Annotated in this window: 13 protein-coding genes and 2 pseudogenes; 12 read left to right on the top strand and 3 right to left on the bottom strand. The window is 71.0% G+C overall.

Going from position 1 to position 16,882, the window contains the following annotated elements:
- Positions 1-166 precede the first annotated feature (166 nt).
- Positions 167-1,189, bottom strand: coding sequence for a type VI secretion system protein TssA (tssA, locus tag ACE7GA_RS11275; protein WP_376100227.1), 1,023 nt, complete (start codon positions 1,187-1,189; stop codon positions 167-169).
- A gap of 326 nt (positions 1,190-1,515) precedes the next feature.
- Here tssA and tssH point away from each other — a divergent pair, with 326 nt between their 5' ends.
- The 5 genes from tssH to ACE7GA_RS11250 all read left to right on the top strand — a co-directional run bounded on the left by tssH (position 1,516) and on the right by ACE7GA_RS11250 (position 7,651).
- Positions 1,516-4,182: a type VI secretion system ATPase TssH gene (tssH, locus tag ACE7GA_RS11270; protein ID WP_376099413.1), complete on the top strand. Its 2,667-nt coding sequence runs from the start codon at positions 1,516-1,518 to the stop codon at positions 4,180-4,182.
- Between the two features lie 95 nt (positions 4,183-4,277).
- Positions 4,278-4,754, top strand: coding sequence for an Hcp family type VI secretion system effector (locus ACE7GA_RS11265; RefSeq protein WP_376094360.1), 477 nt, complete (start codon positions 4,278-4,280; stop codon positions 4,752-4,754).
- A gap of 79 nt (positions 4,755-4,833) precedes the next feature.
- Positions 4,834-6,741, top strand: a complete 1,908-nt coding sequence (locus ACE7GA_RS11260; RefSeq protein ID WP_376099411.1) for a type VI secretion system Vgr family protein — start codon at positions 4,834-4,836, stop codon at positions 6,739-6,741.
- Position 6,742: 1 nt separating this feature from the next.
- Positions 6,743-7,345 carry a DUF6931 family protein gene (locus ACE7GA_RS11255; protein WP_376099409.1) on the top strand — a complete coding sequence of 201 codons (603 nt, stop codon included), beginning with the start codon at positions 6,743-6,745 and terminating at the stop codon, positions 7,343-7,345.
- Positions 7,346-7,348: 3 nt separating this feature from the next.
- Positions 7,349-7,651, top strand: a complete 303-nt coding sequence (locus ACE7GA_RS11250) for a PAAR domain-containing protein (protein WP_376099407.1) — start codon at positions 7,349-7,351, stop codon at positions 7,649-7,651.
- 24 nt (positions 7,652-7,675) lie between these two features.
- On the opposite strand, the gene ACE7GA_RS11245 is transcribed toward ACE7GA_RS11250, so the two are convergent.
- Complete coding sequence (locus ACE7GA_RS11245; RefSeq protein WP_376099405.1) at positions 7,676-8,380, bottom strand: creatininase family protein; 705 nt, start codon at positions 8,378-8,380, stop codon at positions 7,676-7,678.
- A gap of 121 nt (positions 8,381-8,501) precedes the next feature.
- On the opposite strand from ACE7GA_RS11245, the gene ACE7GA_RS11240 reads away from it, so the two are divergent.
- From ACE7GA_RS11240 to ACE7GA_RS11215, 6 genes and pseudogenes are all read left to right on the top strand, one after another.
- Positions 8,502-10,097: an ABC transporter substrate-binding protein gene (locus ACE7GA_RS11240; protein ID WP_376099403.1), complete on the top strand. Its 1,596-nt coding sequence runs from the start codon at positions 8,502-8,504 to the stop codon at positions 10,095-10,097.
- Positions 10,098-10,124: 27 nt separating this feature from the next.
- Positions 10,125-11,078: an ABC transporter permease gene (locus ACE7GA_RS11235; protein ID WP_376099401.1), complete on the top strand. Its 954-nt coding sequence runs from the start codon at positions 10,125-10,127 to the stop codon at positions 11,076-11,078.
- A gap of 10 nt (positions 11,079-11,088) precedes the next feature.
- Entirely contained in the window at positions 11,089-11,958 is an 870-nt protein-coding gene (locus tag ACE7GA_RS11230; RefSeq protein ID WP_376099399.1) for an ABC transporter permease, read from the top strand.
- A pseudogene (locus tag ACE7GA_RS11225) lies at positions 11,955-12,365 on the top strand (ATP-binding cassette domain-containing protein); the annotation flags it as partial. The gene ACE7GA_RS11230 and the pseudogene ACE7GA_RS11225, both read left to right, overlap by 4 nt.
- A 107-nt stretch (positions 12,366-12,472) precedes the next feature.
- Positions 12,473-12,880 (top strand): annotated as a pseudogene (locus ACE7GA_RS11220) (oligopeptide/dipeptide ABC transporter ATP-binding protein); the annotation flags it as partial.
- A gap of 142 nt (positions 12,881-13,022) precedes the next feature.
- The gene (locus tag ACE7GA_RS11215) at positions 13,023-14,063 is read left to right on the top strand and encodes an ABC transporter ATP-binding protein (RefSeq protein ID WP_376099397.1); all 1,041 of its coding nucleotides are present in this window, start codon (positions 13,023-13,025) and stop codon (positions 14,061-14,063) included.
- Positions 14,064-14,326: 263 nt separating this feature from the next.
- Here ACE7GA_RS11215 and ACE7GA_RS11210 read toward each other — a convergent pair whose 3' ends face one another.
- Entirely contained in the window at positions 14,327-14,878 is a 552-nt protein-coding gene (locus ACE7GA_RS11210) for a hypothetical protein (protein WP_376099395.1), read from the bottom strand.
- 540 nt (positions 14,879-15,418) lie between these two features.
- On the opposite strand from ACE7GA_RS11210, the gene trpB reads away from it, so the two are divergent.
- Positions 15,419-16,639, top strand: a complete 1,221-nt coding sequence (gene trpB, locus ACE7GA_RS11205) for a tryptophan synthase subunit beta (RefSeq protein WP_376099393.1) — start codon at positions 15,419-15,421, stop codon at positions 16,637-16,639.
- Positions 16,640-16,882 lie beyond the last annotated feature (243 nt).

The raw sequence follows: 16,882 nt of genomic DNA, 5'->3' as shown, positions 1-16,882 counted from the left end.
CCCGGGATCGTGGGTGTTGCTGGTGTAAGGACGGCGCGCCGCGGCCTCCGCCGCCTCGCGCGCCTCGAAACCGACGGGAAGCCTAGACGCCTGAAAAACCGGGCGTCAACGACGATGCGGGACAGTCATTGTCGCGACGGTCACGCCGAAAAAAGGTTACGAGGTACTAATAACCGGACTCCTGCGGCGGCCGGATGCCGAGCGCGGTCAGCATCCCGTCGCGTGAGGACTGGTCGGTCAGCACCTCCGCCAGCAATTCCGGCAGCGTCATCCGTCCGCGCCGCGCCGCATCCCGCAGCGTGAAGGCCAGGAAGGAATGCGGCTCCGTCCGTTCGAAGAAGTCGGCGATCCGCTCCAGCGTCTCCAGCGCCGCCTCGCGTGAGGCGATGGCGCCGGAGGTGTCGCCGACCACGAAGCCGCCCGCCACCCCTGCCATCGGCGCGCCGGGCACGCCCGCCTGCCCCGCCGCGCCTGCCTCGCTGGCCGCGGGCGCCTCCGCCGGCGCGCCTGCCAGCGTCGTCGCAACCTCGACCATCCGCTGCAGCAGGTGCGCGACGCGCGACGTCGGCACCTCGCCATGCTCGCTGAAGCGCGGCGTCAGCGCGGCGTCGAAGGCGCGCCACGCCCCCAGCGCCTCGGCCGCCTTCGCGCCGAAGCCGCGGATCTGCGGCCGCGCCCCGCGTGCCTCGGCCTGCACGATCTCCAGATCGGGCACCCCGGCTTCGTAGCGGCGCTGCCGGTATTCCGCATCCGGCCGCCCTGCCACCTCCTCCGCCTGGTCGTAGCGGTAAAGCGGCAGCGGCGTGTTGTCGGAGCGGATGAACACGGTCAGCCGCCGCAGCGGCTGCATGATCGTTCCGTCGGCGGACGCGCCGGACAGCCCGCCGAGCGTGATCGCGCGGTCCTCCAGCCCGTACTCGTCCAGCTCGGGGAAGCCCTCGTCCCAATACCGTTCGAGCATCCCCGTCAGCAGCCGGCATCCCGTGATCAACCCGTCCAGCCCGTGCTGCCGCACCATCGCCTCGGTCATCCACGCCGCCACCTCGAAGTCCTTCGACGCGCGCAGCACGTCCTGTCCCAGGCGCAGCACGGTCCGCCACCCGTCGGCGACGCTGTTGTCCTCCTCCCCCTCTGCGTCCCGCGCGCGCTCCTCGTCACGTGCCTCGGTCCGCGCGTCCTTGACGCGCAGCCGATCGGCCGACGAGTCGCCCCCTCGGGCGGCGCCAGCAACGCGTCCACGTCCAGCACGTCCGCCATCGCCATCCCCCTGTCGCGCACGCGGAGGCTAGACCGCCTTCGCGCGCGTTGGAACATGCCTGCCCGCCCCGCGGCGCGCGTCGCATTTTCCGCACGCGCCCCCGTAGGTGCGGCACGGGCGCGAGCGACACGCACGCGACAATCGGCGCGACCGTCCGCCCTGGACACTCGGCTTGGCACCGAAATAGGGTTCCCCGCATCGAAGGCGATTGCTCCGTCGGAGCGCCGCCGCAATGCGCCGGAAGGAGTAACCGTATCGTGGTGGCGATCGACCTGAAGGCGCTGGTGGGCCGGCTGACCGGCCTCGTGCGGCGGCAAGTGGAGGCCTCGGCGGGCCTCACCCTCTCCCGCACGCACTACAACGTCGAGATCGAGCATGTCCTGCTCAAGCTCGTCGAGGCGCAGGGCAGCGACATCGCCGCCGTCCTCACCTACTGCAACGTGGACGCGGGACGCGTCGCGGCGGAGCTGAACCGCGCGCTGGACAAGTTCAAGACCGGCAACGCCCGGGCGCCGGCGCTCTCCCCCGACCTCGTCACCTGGCTGCGCGAGGCGTGGCTCATCGCCTCGCTCGAGGGCGGCGCAGGCCGCATCCGCTCGGGCCACATGCTCGCCGCGCTCCTCGGCGACGAATCCCTCAACCGCACGCTGCGCGAAAGCGCGCCGAGCCTCGCCGCGATCCCCGAGGCGACCGTCCGCAAGAACCTCGGCGAGGCCGCGGCCAACACCGAGGAGGCGGCGCAGGCCGGCGAGATCGCCGGCCCCGGCGGTCCGGCCGGCGGCGTCCCGGCGTCGGGCGGCGCGGCGCCGGGCGCCCCCGGCGCCGGCGACGGCCCGCTGAACCAGTTCTGCGCCGACCTCACCGCGCAGGCCCGCAGCGGCAAGATCGATCCCATCCTCGGCCGCGACGGGGAGATCCGCCAGATGGTGGATATCCTGACCCGCCGCCGCCAGAACAATCCGATCCTCACGGGCGAAGCCGGCGTCGGCAAGACCGCGGTGGTCGAAGGTCTCGCCCTCCGCATCGCGGCGGGCGACGTGCCGGAGGCGCTGAAGAACGTCCGCCTCCTCTCCCTCGACCTCGGCCTGCTGCAAGCCGGCGCTGGCGTGAAGGGCGAGTTCGAGAACCGCCTGCGCGGCGTCATCGACGGCGTGAAGTCCTCGCCGACCCCCGTCCTCCTCTTCATCGACGAGGCGCACCAGCTGATCGGCGCCGGCGGCCAGGCCGGGCAGAACGACGCGGCCAACCTCCTCAAGCCGGCCCTCGCCCGCGGCGAACTCCGCTGCATCGCCGCGACCACCTGGGCCGAGTACAAGAAGTACTTCGAGAAGGATGCCGCACTCACCCGCCGCTTCCAGGTGGTGAAGGTCGAGGAGCCGTCGGTTCCCCTCGCCGCCGCCATGCTCCGCGGCCTCGTCCCCGTGCTGGAGAAGCACCACAGCGTCCGCATCCTCGACAGCGCCGTCGAGGAAGCCGTTCGCCTCTCCGCCCGCTACATCCCCGCGCGGCAACTGCCGGACAAGGGCGTCTCCCTCCTCGACACCGCCTGCGCGCGCGTCGGCATGAGCCAGGCCGCGATCCCCGCCGCGATCGAGGACCGCCAGCGCCGCGCTGCGCTCATTGAGACCGAACTCGCCGCCCTCAAGCGCGAGGAAGCCGCCGGCGGCAATCACGCCAAGCGCCGCGAGGCACTGGAAGCCGAGGCGAAGGCCGTCGCCGAAGACCTCGCCGCCCTGACCGGGCGCTGGGAGACGGAGAAGGGCCTCGTCACGAAGCTCCTCGACCTCCGCCGCGCGCTGGAAAGCGCGGAGGCGTCCGAAGACGCCGCGAAGAACCGCGAAGCCCTCGCCGCGGCCTCCACCGAACTGAAGTCGCTCCAGGGCGAGAACCCGCTCGTTCACCCCGTCGTGGACGGCGTCGCCGTCGCCGAGGTCGTGGAAACCTGGACCGGCATCCCCGTGGGCCGGATGGTCTCGGACGAGATCAGCACCGTCCTGAACCTCAAGAAGAAGCTCGAGGAGCGCGTCATCGGCCAGTCCCACGCGCTGGAGGCGATCGCGCAGGCGATCCGCGTCTCCCGCGCCGGCCTTGCCGACCCCCGCAAGCCGATCGGCGTCTTCCTCTTCGCCGGCACCTCCGGCGTCGGCAAGACGGAGACGGCGCTGGCCGTCGCCGACCTCCTCTACGGCGGCGAACAGAACCTGACGACGATCAACATGAGCGAGTTCAAGGAGGAGCATAAGGTCTCGCTCCTCATGGGCTCCCCCCCCGGCTATGTCGGCTACGGCGAAGGCGGCGTGCTGACGGAAGCCGTGCGACGTCGCCCCTACTCCGTCATCCTGCTCGATGAGATGGAGAAGGCGCATCCCGGCGTCCAGGACATCTTCTACAACGTCTTCGACAAGGGAAACATGAAGGACGGCGAAGGGCGGGACATCGACTTCCGCAACTCCGTCATCATCATGACCTCCAACGCCGGCACCGACACGATCGCGAAGCTCTGCGCCGATCCGGATACGGCGCCGGCGCCGAACGAGTTGGCGGAGGCGCTGCGCCCCGACCTGCTCAAGTCCTTCAAGCCGGCCTTCCTCGGCCGCGTGAACACGGTGATCTACTACCCGCTGGCGAACGACACGCTGCGGCAGATCGTCGGGCTGAACATGAAGCGGATCGCGCGCCGCGTGCGCGAATCCTACGGCGCGGGCTTCGAGGTCGTGCCCGAGGTCCTCGATGCCATCGTCGCCCGCTGCCAGGAAAGCGAGAGCGGCGCACGCAACATCGAGACTATCCTGAATCGGACCCTGCTGCCCGAGCTCTCGGCGCAGGTTCTCGAACGGCTGGCGTCGGGTGGACAGATCGGCGCCGTGCGCGTCGGCCTGGGCGCCGACGGCGGCTTCACCTACGCGCTGGCCCAGGAAGCCTAGGCGCAGGCCTAGCTTCCCCGGCGCGTTCCCCCCCGCCCCGTGCCGCCGCCGCAGCGGCACGGGACCCCCCGATCAGCGGCGAAAGGAACCCTAACATGGCAATTTTCTTCAAGTACGAAGGCCTCAACGGCGAGGTCACGGCAGTGGGCTACGAGAAGTGGGTCGAGGCCGGCAGCCTTCAGTTCGGCGTCGGCCGCGGCGTCTCCATCGGCTCCGGCGGCGGCTCCAAGCGTGAGGCCTCGGCCCCGTCGCTCTCCGAGTTCGTCATCACGAAGTCGATGGACAGCTTCGACCAGCTCATGCTGAAGGAGGCGATCGGCGGCGAGGCGAAGAAGGTCGAGATCCACATCACGCAGACCGACGGCAAGGGCAAGCACGTCGCCTTCCAGAAGTACAAGCTGGAGCGCGTGCTGATCTCCTCCTACTCGCTCTCGAGCGGCGGCGAGCGGCCGGCCATCTCCGCGTCCTTCTCCTACGCGGCGATCGACAGCGAGTACCTGAACATCGACGACAAGTTCAAGTCGACGACGACCGGTCACGTCACCTACGACATCTCGAAGGCTGACGTCTGAGTCCGGTCGGCCGCCGCGTCCCGCCCGTGCGGGACGCGGCGGTCCGGCTCCGGCATCCCGGCCCTGAAAAGACGAGCACGTGTCCGAAACACCGCTCCAGACCAACCGACTGCTGAAGATCAAGGGGCCCGCCGGGGAACTCGTGCTCCGTCGCCTGACGGTGCGGGAAGCGATCGGCGAATGCTTCCTCATCGAGGCCGAGGTCCTGTCCGCCGATCCGAACATCGCTCCGCCGACCATGGTCGGCAAAGCCGTGACCTGCAGCGTCGTCCACGCCGAACGCCCGGAACGGCACTTCCATGGCATCGTGTACGGCTTCGCCCGGGTGGGCACGAACGAGCGCAACCTCACGACCTACCGGCTCGAGGCACGGCCCCGCCTCTTCAACCTCTCACGCACGAGCGACAGCCGCATCTTCCAGCAGAAGGCGGTGAGGGCCATCATCCAAACCCTCGTCGACGAGGGATCGGCCGCCCCGGTCCGCTTCGGCACGGTGGACGCGACGCAGCGCGAATACTGCACCCAGTACGACGAGACCGACCTCGACTTCGTCTCCCGCCTCGCCGCGGAATGCGGCTGGGCCTGGTGGTTCGTGCATGAGGACGGCAACCACACGCTCAACTTCGGCGGCTCGAACGCCGACTTCCCGATGATCCCCGGCGACCCGCAGGTGCTCCGCGCCGACAACGCGCTTGATTTTGGCACGGTCTGGAACTGGCACCGCTGGTCCCGCCTTCCCACGGGAAGCGTCGTCGCCCTCGACCACGATCATCCGAAGCTCGCGACGGACATCCGCACGAACGCGAACACCGTCGTTCATGCCGCCCATGCCGGGAACGCGGAAACCTTCCTCTTCCCCAGCAGCAAGTCCGTCCGTCCGGAGGTCGATCCGGCGAAGCTCGCGATGGAAGCGGCCGAGGCGGCCTCCGAGCTCGTGACCACCACGGGCAACGACCCGATGATCTTCGCCGGTGGCCGCCTGAAGGTGAAGCCTGGCCTCGGCAGCGTCGGCGCCGAGACCTGGGTCGTCTCCGAGATCATCCACGATGCCGTGGACGAAACCCACCTCGTCGAGGGCGGCCTGCCCAGCTACGGCAACCGCATGGTCCTCATGCCTGCGACCCGGCCGTGGCGGCCCTACCCGCTGCCGCGGCGCCCCGTCATCCCCGGCCTGCAATGGGCCCGCGTCACGGGCCCCAGCGGGGAGGAGATCCACACCGACCAGCACGCGCGCGTGAAGGTCCGCTTCATGTGGGACCGCGCCGGCAAGACCGACGACACGTCATCGCGCTGGTGCCCCGTCATGCAGGGGCTCGCGGGCGTCTGGGGCGGCATGCAATACATCCCCCGCGTCGGCGACTGGGTCGCCGTCTCCTTCCTGCACGGCGATCCGGACCACCCCATCGTGCTCGGCAGCATGTACGCCTCCGACGCGCCGCCACCCTTTGCCCTGCCCGCGAACAGGACGCAAAGCGGCTACAAGACGCGCTCGACGAAGAACGGCGGCGCCAGCAACTTCAACATGCTGAAGTTCGAGGACCTCAAAGGATCCGAGCTCCTGCAGATGCAGGCCGAGAAGGACTACGACCTCCTCGTCAAGAACGACACCACGATCTACACGAAGCACGACCACACCGAGAAGGTGAAGAACAACCGCACGACGACGATCGAGGACGGGAACGAGAAGCTCACCGTCGCCAAGGGTGACATGTCCACCGAAGTGTCCATGGGCAACCAGGACAACCGCGTGAAGATGGGCAACATCACCGAGAAGGTGGACCTCGGCAGCAATACCTCCGAGGCGATGCAGTCCATCACCCTCAAGGTCGGCCAGAACTCCATCGTCATCGATCAGACCGGGATCACCATCAAGGGGATCACGATCAAGATCGAAGGCACCGCCATGCTGCAGACCAAGGCCCCGATGGCGCAGCACAACGCCGATGGGATGATGATCATCAAGGGCGGGATCGTGATGATCAACTGACATGAGCGAGGCCGGAACCAAACCCCCCCCGAACAAGCTGCAGGTGCCGCTCGCGCCGCTCCTGCCGCGCCTGGAACTGGAAGCGCCGCTCGCCGCGACGATCGCCGGCGCGGCCGACGCCATGGCGGCACTCGACGCCCTGCTCGCCGCCGCCGCCTACCCGGAAGCCGTGCGACTCGTCGCCCACGCGCTGCCGAAGCGCGAGGCGGTGTGGTGGTGCTGCATGTGCGCCCGCGCCGTACCCGATCCCGGCCTGCCCGCCCCCGACGCCGAGGCCCTCGTCGCCGCGGAAAACTGGGTGCGCCGGCCCGACGACTCGATCCGCCGCGCCGCGATGGACCTCGCACAGAAGACGGCCTTCCGCACGCCGGAAGCCTGGGCCGCCGTCGGCGCCTTCTGGTCCGGCGGCAGCATGGCGCCGGCAGGCCAGCCCGACGTGCCGCCCGCGCCGCACCTGACCGGCGTCGCGATCGCGGGCGGCGTGACGCTCGCCGCGGTCCGCGTCGCGCCGGAACGCGCGCCGCAACGCTACGCCCGCTTCATCGGCGCCGCGCGGGAGATCGCCGCCGGCGGCGCTGGCCGCATGGCACCGGAGGATGGCTGAGCCATGGGCATGCCCGCCTCCCGCGTCGGCGACATGCACGTCTGCCCCATGGTGACGCCGGGCGTGCCGCCGATCCCGCATGTCGGCGGGCCGGTGCTGCCACCCTGCGCCGTCACCGTCCTGACCGGTGCGATGCCGCAGGCGCGCATCACCGACATGTGCGTCTGCGTCGGGCCGCCGGACATCATCGTCCTCGGCAGCCCGACCGTGCTCGTCAACGGCCTCATGGCCGTGCGGATCGGGGATATGACGGCCCATGGCGGCACCCTCGTCATGGGGTTCCCGACCGTCCTGATCGGGCCGTAGGCGGCGCGGGGCCGGCGTACCGCGTCAGCCCCACCCGGATTCCAGCAGCCCCCGCGTCTCTTCCACCGCCACGCGCCAGATCGCCAGCATGTCGTCGTCCGCACGCCGGTAGAGCCCGCCGAAGTTCCCATCCCCCAGCTGCGCCCGCACCGCAACCGGCGACAGCGTCCGCAACCGCGCCGTGTCGGTCATCGGCTTGCGCTCCTCCGGCGGGCGCGGCGCGTTCGCCAGCCGCGTCCAGGGAAAGTTCTCCATCCAGGACGCATGGCTCGCGACCGGGTCGGTCGCCTGTACCGCCGACCAGGTCCGCGGCGCGTTCCACCAATCATGCCACCGCACCCGCGCGTCGGGATGCCGGGCCATGAACTCCAGCCCCGCCGCCGCACCGGGACCATTGCCGCCATGCCCGTTGCAGAGGAGCACGCGCCGGAATCCCTGTGCATAGAGCCCGTCCAGCACCTCCGTCAGGATCGTCAGGTAGGTGCGCGCCGAGAGCGTGATCGTCCCGGGATAGGCCGTGAACAGCGGCGTGATCCCGTAGGCCAGCACCGGGAAGACGGGCACCCCCAGCGGCTCCGCCGCCTCCGTCGCCACCCGCTCCGAAAGGATCGAGTCGACGGAGAGCGACAGCCCCGCATGCTGCTCCGTGCTCCCCAGCGGCAGGACGCACCGGTCGTCATGGGCGAGCCAGTTCTCTACCGCCCGCCAGTCCATCTCCGCGATTCGCATGCCCTGCCCTGCCCCACCCCGTGTTGACGCGCGCGCCGCGCGCTTCCTACCCTTCGCCCTTCAGGGCCCCCCCGATAGGCACCCCCCGTCAGGCACCCCCAAAAGGCCGAGGCTTCCGATCATGAACCGCCGCACGTTCCTGTCGAGCGCCGCCGCGCTCGCCGTCGCCCCCGTCCCCGGCGCGCGCCTGGCGAACGCCCAGGCCGCCGGCGGCCCGACCCTGACCATGGGTCTCCGCACCGGTCCCGAATCCATCGACCCCCACTGGTCCACCCTCGGCGGCCATATCGAGGCGCTGCGCCACGTCTTCGACAGCCTCATCGGCCAGGACGAGAACCTCGGCCTGAAGCCCGCCCTCGCCACCTCCTGGCGCGCCGTCGCCGACGACGTCTGGGAGTTCAAGCTGCGGGAGGGCGTGCGCTTCCACGACGGCTCGCCCTTCACCGCTGAGGACGTGAAGTTCTCGCTGGAACGCATCCCGCAGGTCACGGGCCCGATGTCCATGACCCTCTACACCAAGCGCGCCCAGTCCGCGGAGGTCGTGGATCCGCTGACCGTCCGCGTGAAGACCGACGGCCCCGCGCCGACCCTGCCGAACGACTTCACCCGCCTGATGATCGTACCCGCGAAGATCGGCATGACCCCGCGGAACGAGCAGTTCAACTCGGGACAGGCCGCGATCGGCACCGGCCCCTTCAAGTTTGTCCGCTGGGAGCCGCGCGGTGATTTCGTCGCCGAGCGCTTCGACGGCTGGTGGGGCGGCCAGCAGCCCTGGGGCCGCATCATCCGGCGCGAGATCCCGAACGACGCCGCGCGGGTCGCCGCGCTGAAGTCGGGTGGCGTGGACCTCATCAACTACGTCCCGGCGACCGACGTCGCGGGCCTGCAGCGCGATAACACGCTGGACGTGGTCATTGGCGACAGCGTCTACGTCTTCAACATCTACTTCCACCTCGGGGAGACGCTGCCGCGCAAGGTGAAGGTGGACGGGCGCGAGATCGACGCCAACCCGTTCCGCGACCTGCGCGTCCGCACCGCGATGGACCTGGCGATCGACCGCCGCGCCCTGTCCCGCGTGGTCTTCGAAGGGCTGGCGAAGCCCATGAGCCAGTTGATGCCGGACAACTTCTTCGGCGCCTCGCCCAACCTGCCGGAGCGCCGCCCCGACCTGAACCGCGCGCGGCAACTGCTCACCGAAGCCGGCTACCCCCGCGGCTTCGAGGTGGACTTCCACTCCACCGCCAACCGCCTCCCCGGCGACGGCCCGCTCTGCGAGGCGATCGCCCAGCAATGGTCGCGCCTCGGCCTGAAGGTGAACCCGCTGCCCACCACCGGCACCGTCTTCTTCCCCGCCTCCACCCGCGGCGACTATTCGCTGCAGATGTCGGGCTGGGGCACGCTGACCGGCGAGGCCGCCTACACCTACTGCGCGACCATCCACAAGCCGGACCCCGCCTCGGGCTTCGGCAACTTCAACCGCTCCGGCTACGACAACCCCGAGGTCAACCGCCTGCTCTTCGACGGCAGCCGCACCCTCGACGACAACCGCCGGCGCGAGATGTTCGCCCGCGCCGCGGAGATCAGCATGAACGAGCGGCCGATGCTGCCGACCGTCATGCCGCAGACCGTCTGGGCGCTGAAGAAGGGCGCGCTTTCCTTTACCGCCCGCGTGGATCAGGAATCGCTCGCGCACCTGATGACGCCGGGACGCCGCTGACCGGGAGCCACTGACCTGCTGGGTTTCGTGCTGGGCCGCCTCGCGCAGGCGGCCCTCGTCGTGCTGGCGATGTCGCTGCTGGTCTTCCTAGGCGTCTACGCCATCGGGAACCCCGTGGACGTGCTGATCGATCCCGCGGCGACGCAGGCGATCCGCGCGGCGCTGATCCGGCAATACGGCCTGGACCTGCCGCTGTGGGAGCAATACCTCCGCTTCCTCGGCAACGTCACGAGCGGCGATTTCGGCCGCTCCTTCGTCTTCCGCATCCCCGTCCTCGACCTGATCCTCTCGCGGCTCCCCGCAACCCTCGAACTGACCGTCCTCGCGATGCTCATCGCGACGATCATCGGCGTCCCCCTCGGCATCTGGGCGGGCTACCGGCCCGATGCGGCGTCGTCCCGCCTCATCATGGCGATCTCCACCCTCGGCTTCTCCGTGCCGACCTTCTGGGTCGGGCTGCTGCTGATCCTCGCCTTTGCGGTGGAGCTGCGCTGGCTGCCGTCGGGCGGACGCGCGGAGTCCGGCTCGCTCGGCCTTTCGATCCTCTCGCCCGACGGCTGGCGCTATATCCTCCTGCCCGCCCTCAACCTCTCCTTCTTCAAGCTCGGCCTGCTCATCCGCCTCGTCCGCGCCGGCACCGAGGAAGTCATGGGCAGCGAGCACGTCCGCTTCGCACGGGCACAGGGCCTCCCGGAACGCCAGGTCGTCGGCCTGCACGTCCTCAAGAACATCGGCATCCCCGTCGTCACCGTCTTCGGCCTGGAGTTCGGCTCCACCCTCGCCTTCGCCGTGGTGACGGAGACAGTCTTCAACTGGCCTGGCATGGGCAAGCTCATCATCGAGAGCATCACCTCCCTCGACCGTCCCGTGATGGTCGCCTACCTCATCCTCGTCGTGCTGCTGTTCGTGACGATCAACCTCCTCGTCGAATTGTCCTACGGCCTCCTCGACCCCCGCGCCCGTGCCGGCGGCGCCCGATGAGGACGGCCCCATGACGGGCCTCCGCGAGGCCTGGGAGGAATACCGCCGCTCCCCCGTCGCCGTGATCGCGCTGCTGGTCGTCCTCCTCATCGTCGCCGCCGCGATCCTCGCCCCCGTCCTGTCCCCCCAGGACCCCTACGACCAGGCCGCGCTGGACCTGATGGACGCGCGCCTCGAACCGGGCAGCGAGGGCTCCTCCGGCACCATCCACATCCTGGGCACCGACAATGCAGGCCGCGACCTGCTCTCCGCCATCCTCTACGGCCTGCGCACCTCCCTCGTGATCGCCATCACCGCCGGCATGACCGCGCTGCTCGTCGGCATCACGATCGGCCTCTCCGCGGCCTACTACGGCGGCACGCTCGGCGCAGTGCTCATGCGGATCGTGGACCTGCAACTCTCCATGCCCGCCATCCTGCTCGCCCTCGTCATCGTGGCCATGCTCGGACAGGGAATCCCGCAGCTCGTGGCGGCCCTCGTCATCGCGCAGTACGCCTACTTCGCCCGCACCGCCTACGGCGCCGCGACCGCCGAACGGCGCCGCGACTACGTCGAAGCCGCGCTCTCCACGCCCCTCTCCGGTGCCCGCGTCCTCTGGCGCCACCTCCTCCCCAACACCCTCCCGCCCCTCATCGTCGTCGCGACGGTGCAGGTCGCGACCGCCATCTCCCTCGAGGCCACGCTCTCCTTCCTCGGCCTCGGCCTCCCCGTCACGCGTCCCTCCCTCGGCCTCCTCATCGCCAACGGCTTCCAGTTCCTCCTCTCCGGCCGCTACTGGATCTCCGTCTATCCGGGCCTCGCGCTCATGGTGACGGTGCTCGCCATCAACCTCGTCGGCGATCGCCTTCGCCACGTCCTCAACCCGAAGCGCCGCCGATGACCGCCGTCGCGACGCCCGCCCCTCGCGCCGACGCGGTGAACGCGGCACCCGCCCTCGAAGTCCGCGGCCTGCGCACCGAATTTCCCACGCGCGGCGGCACGGTCCGCGCCGTCAACGGCGTCTCCTTCGCCATCCGCCGCGGCCGCATCCTCGGCCTCGTGGGCGAAAGCGGCTCCGGCAAGTCCGTCACCGGCTTCTCCATCCTCCGCCTGGTGGACCCGCCGGGCCGCGTCACCGCGGGACAGGTGCTGCTGGATGGAGAGGACATCTCCGCCCTCCCGCCCGCCGCCATGCGCGCGGTCCGCGGCGCCCGCGTCGCCATGGTCTTCCAGGACCCGCTGATGACGCTGAACCCCGTGCTCCGCGTCGGCACGCAGATGGCCGCTGCCGTCCGCGCCCACGACAGCGTCTCGAAGACCGCGGCCCTCGCCCGCGCCGAGGAGGCGCTCCGCATCGTGGGCATCCCCTCCCCCGCGACCGCCTCCGCGCCTACCCGCACCAGCTCTCCGGCGGCATGCGCCAGCGCGTCGCCATCGCGACCGCCCTGCTGCACCGCCCCGCCGCCATCATCGCGGACGAACCCACCACCGCCCTCGACGTCTCCATCCAGGGCCAGATCCTCGCCGAGGTCCGCCGCCTCGCCGACGACACCGGCACCGCCTTCCTCTGGATCAGCCACGACCTCGCGGTCGTCTCCTCCCTCGCCGACGACGTCTGCGTCATGTATGCCGGCCGCATCGTGGAACGCGGCCCCGCCGACCGCGTCATCGCGGCCCCGCGCCACCCCTATACCGGCGCCCTCATCGGCTCCGTCCCGACGGGCCACGAACCCGGCACCCGCCTCCCCCAGATCAACGCCGCCCCGCCACCGCCGAGCGACGATCCGGGCTGCGCCTTCCGCACCCGCTGCCCCCGCGCGAAGGACGACTGCGCCCTGCCGCCCCCCGACCGCGATTTCGGTGCCGGCCAGTCCGCCCTGTGCCGCTACCCGCTGGGGGAACCCGCCCCCCATGAAGCGCCCCCCGTGAAGCGTCCCCCCAGGAAGCGTCCCCAGGGGGAGCAGCATGAGCGCCGCCCTCCGCCCCGCCCCTCTCCCCGATACCGCCGCCCTCCTCGACGTCCGCGACGTCTCCAAGCGCTTCACCCCGCCCACGCCCATCGGCGACCGCATCGCCGCGCTCCTCGGCGCCGCCCCCCGTCCCGCCACCGTGCATGCCGTGGACCGCGTCTCCTTCACCCTCCCGCGCGGCGAGGTCCTCGGCCTCGTCGGCGAATCAGGCTGCGGTAAGTCTACCCTCGGCCGCATGATCGCCGGCATCTACGAACCGTCGTCCGGCGACGTGCTCTTCGACGGCACCCCCGTCATGCGCGGCGGCCGCAAGCGCACGGCGCGCGTGCAGATGATCCACCAGGACCCCTTCGCCAGCCTCGACCCCCGCATGAAGGTCGCGGAAACCGTCGCCGAAGGCCCGATCGCCCACCGCCTCGTCCCCCGCGCCGGCGCCGACGCCTACGTCGCGGAGATCCTCACCCGCGTCGGCCTCGACCCCGCGCTGCGCCAGCGCTTCCCGCACCAGTTCTCCGGCGGCCAGCGCCAGCGCGTCGCCATCGCCCGCGCGCTCGCCATGCGCCCCGACCTGCTCGTCCTCGACGAGCCCGTCGCCTCCCTCGACGTCTCGGTCCAGGCCGGCGTGCTCAACCTGTTCCTCGACCTCCGCCGCGACTCGTCCCTCACCGGCGTCTTCATCTCGCACGACCTCGGCGTCGTCCGGCACGTCTCCGACCGCGTCGCCATCATGTATCTCGGCCGCATCGTGGAGACCGCGCCGACGGCGACCCTCTATGCCGCCCCCGCCCACCCCTACACGCGCGCGCTGCTGGACAGCGTCCCGCGGCTCGGCCAGGGCCGCGGCATCTTCCGCCCCATCCAGGGCGAACTCCCCTCACCCCTGGCCCCGCCGCCCGGCTGCCACTTCCACCCGCGCTGCCCCCATGCCGGCCCGCGCTGCCGCGCGGAGGTCCCGGCCCTGCTCCCCGTCACGCCGGGCGGATCGGCCGCCTGCCATCTCCACCACGGCGGCGTCGGGCGAAGCGAACCGGCATGAGCGCCTGACCCCAGGTCCCGGACGGCGCGTCCCGGCGTATCGTTCGCGCCCCAACACCTTGCCCGGCTCGCCGACAGCCATGCTCCGGGCGTCTGGCGGGGCCGCGACGTCCCTCGCCGATCCGCTCCCGCCGGACGTCCGGATCAATCGCCGGGGACAGCGTCCGCCACAACGCTCACCGCCGACGCCCCGAAAACGACCGTCATCGCCGCGGCCGCGCCGGGCACATCGCCCGACGGCCAGCCTCACCGCGCGGCGCGGTCCTACCCCAGCCGCGCCAGCGCCAGCCGATACCGTTCCCGCACCACCGCCACGGGCCGCGTCCCGGGCTCCACCGGCACCTCGACGACCACCTGGTGCTCCAGCACGTGACGCCCCCTCATGACGTCCACGAACACCGTCCGCCGCCGCGGACGCATCGGGGCGACGATCAGCCCGAACGGATGGTCCGTCGTGTCCAGCGCCTCCGCCAGCCGCCGCGGCAGTCGCCCCGGAAGCCACCACAGGTCGCAGTCCGACAGCCCGACCGCGCCGCGGGTCAGCACCACGCGGCGATGCCGGACGATCTCGCCGTCCTCGCCCTCCAGGTGCCCCAGCAGCCCCGGCGGCGTCGGCTCGCCCTCCCCGGCCGCGCGGACCAGGCGGATCCGTCCCTCGCCGATGCAACGCTCCTCGCACCACTCCTGGAGCGTCCGCACGGCGCTGTCGCTCCGCAGCAGCCGGTCCGACAGGCGCCGCGCATCCGCCGCGCGGCCGGCCGCCACGAAGTCGGGCAGGGAAAGGAAGGGGGCGGGACGCAAGTCCGACATCAGCACGGCAACCTCCTGGGATCACGAACCCCGAGGCTGGCCCGCCATCGCCCTCCCCGTCCCGAAAGAGCCGCGAAGCCTCGCCGAATCCTGGCCGCCCCCGGCCGAAACCCGCCCGCTGCGAAGGGCCTGTGGGTCGGCCTGCTCATGGCCAGCTAGGAATTTAGTTGCATATCATGGAGAAATACCCTAGCCATAGCGGTCAAGCGCTGGAGGGACAGCCGTTGCCTCGTCCTCCCACCCAACCGACCCTCAACGCTCGACGGCATGGAGGCCTCCTCCCGGCCCCGCTCAACCGATGCCTTCATCCCGCCCCAGGGATCGGCCTTGCGACGGCGGCGTCCTCTGCCGGCCAGCCGCCGGGAAGGCGGCCACGGACCGCCCCGGCGCACCCAGCCCCCGTCGCGAAGGGACAGCGATCCTACTACCCCGCGCCCAGGCCCGCGCCCAGGCCCGCGCCCCGGCCCACGCCCCGAGTGGACGAGCCGCCGTCACGGACCACCTGCCAGCCTGTCCCGCAACCTCCCGGCCCGCTATGACACCCCCATGAACGTCCATGCGCCCCTCAACTCCCTCCGTCAGGGCCCCGACCTCCGCGGCCGCTTCGGCGATTTCGGCGGCCGCTTCGTCGCCGAAACCCTCATGCCCAACGTGCTGGAGGTCGAGGCCGCCTACGAAGCCGCGCGAAAAGACCCGGCCTTCATCACGGAATGGCGCCGCCTGCTGAAGGATTATGTCGGCCGCCCGTCGCCGCTCTGGTTCGCCGAGCGCCTGACGAACCACCTCGGCGGCGCGAAGATCTACTTCAAGCGGGAGGAGCTGAACCACACCGGCGCGCACAAGATCAACGCCGTGCTCGGCCAGATCCTGCTCGCCCGCCGCATGGGCAAGACCCGCATCATCGCCGAGACCGGCGCGGGCCAGCACGGCGTCGCGACGGCCACCGCTTGCGCCCTCTTCGACCTCCCCTGCCTCGTCTTCATGGGTGCGACGGACGTCGAGCGACAGAAGCCCAACGTCTTCCGCATGAAGCTCCTCGGCGCCGAGGTGAACGCCGTGACCTCCGGCGCCGCGACGCTGAAGGACGCGATGAACGAGGCCCTGCGCTACTGGGTCGCGAACGTCCACGACACCTATTACTGCATCGGCACCGTGGCCGGCCCCGCGCCCTACCCGCAGATGGTCCGCGACTTCCAGTGCGTCATCGGCGAGGAGACGCGGGAACAGATCCTCGCGGCCGAAGGCCGCCTGCCCGACGCCATCATCTGCGCCGTCGGCGGCGGCTCCTCCGCCATGGGCATCTTCCATCCCTTCCTCGACGACCCCGACGTCCAGCTGATCGGCGTGGAAGCCGCGGGCCACGGCCTGGGCTCCGGCATGCACGCCGCAGCGATCAACGGCGGCGCGCCGGGCGTCCTGCACGGCAACAAGACCTACCTGCTCCAGGACGCGAAGGGCCAGATCACCGAGGCCCACTCCATCTCCGCCGGCCTCGACTACCCCGGCATCGGCCCGGAGCACTCCTGGCTGCACGAGATCGGCCGCGCCCAATACGTCGGCGCGACCGACGACGAGGCCCTCGCCGCCTTCCAGCTCTGCAGCAAGCTGGAGGGCATCATCCCCGCCCTCGAATGCGCCCACGCCATCGCCGAGATCATCAAGCGCGCGCCCACGATGTCGAAGGACCAGATCATCGTCCTCAACCTCTCCGGCCGCGGCGACAAGGACATCTTCACCGTCGCCCACCACATGGGCGTCTCGCTGTGACCGCTCCCCGCACGGCCCCGGGCCTTTTGTCCGAAGCCCGCGCGTCCTTCGGGGATCCGGGTCACCGGTCGTCCGGCCCGCCCGCCCGCCGCACCCCGCCACGCCGACCGCCCGCAGCCCGCGCGCGCGCCGCGACCCGCAGCCGGCCTCGGCCCGCCTCCGGGTGGCTTTTGTCCGAAGCCCGCACGTCCCTCCCGAACCTCGTCCGGACCTCCGCCGGCCAGGCCAGCCGCCGGCGCCCGG

The sequence above is a fragment of the Roseomonas sp. CCTCC AB2023176 genome (assembly GCF_042259275.1).
GTDB lineage: Bacteria > Pseudomonadota > Alphaproteobacteria > Acetobacterales > Acetobacteraceae > Roseomonas.
The sequence above is the reverse complement of the archived record's forward strand: the minus strand, read 5'-3'. Positions and strand labels throughout refer to the sequence as shown.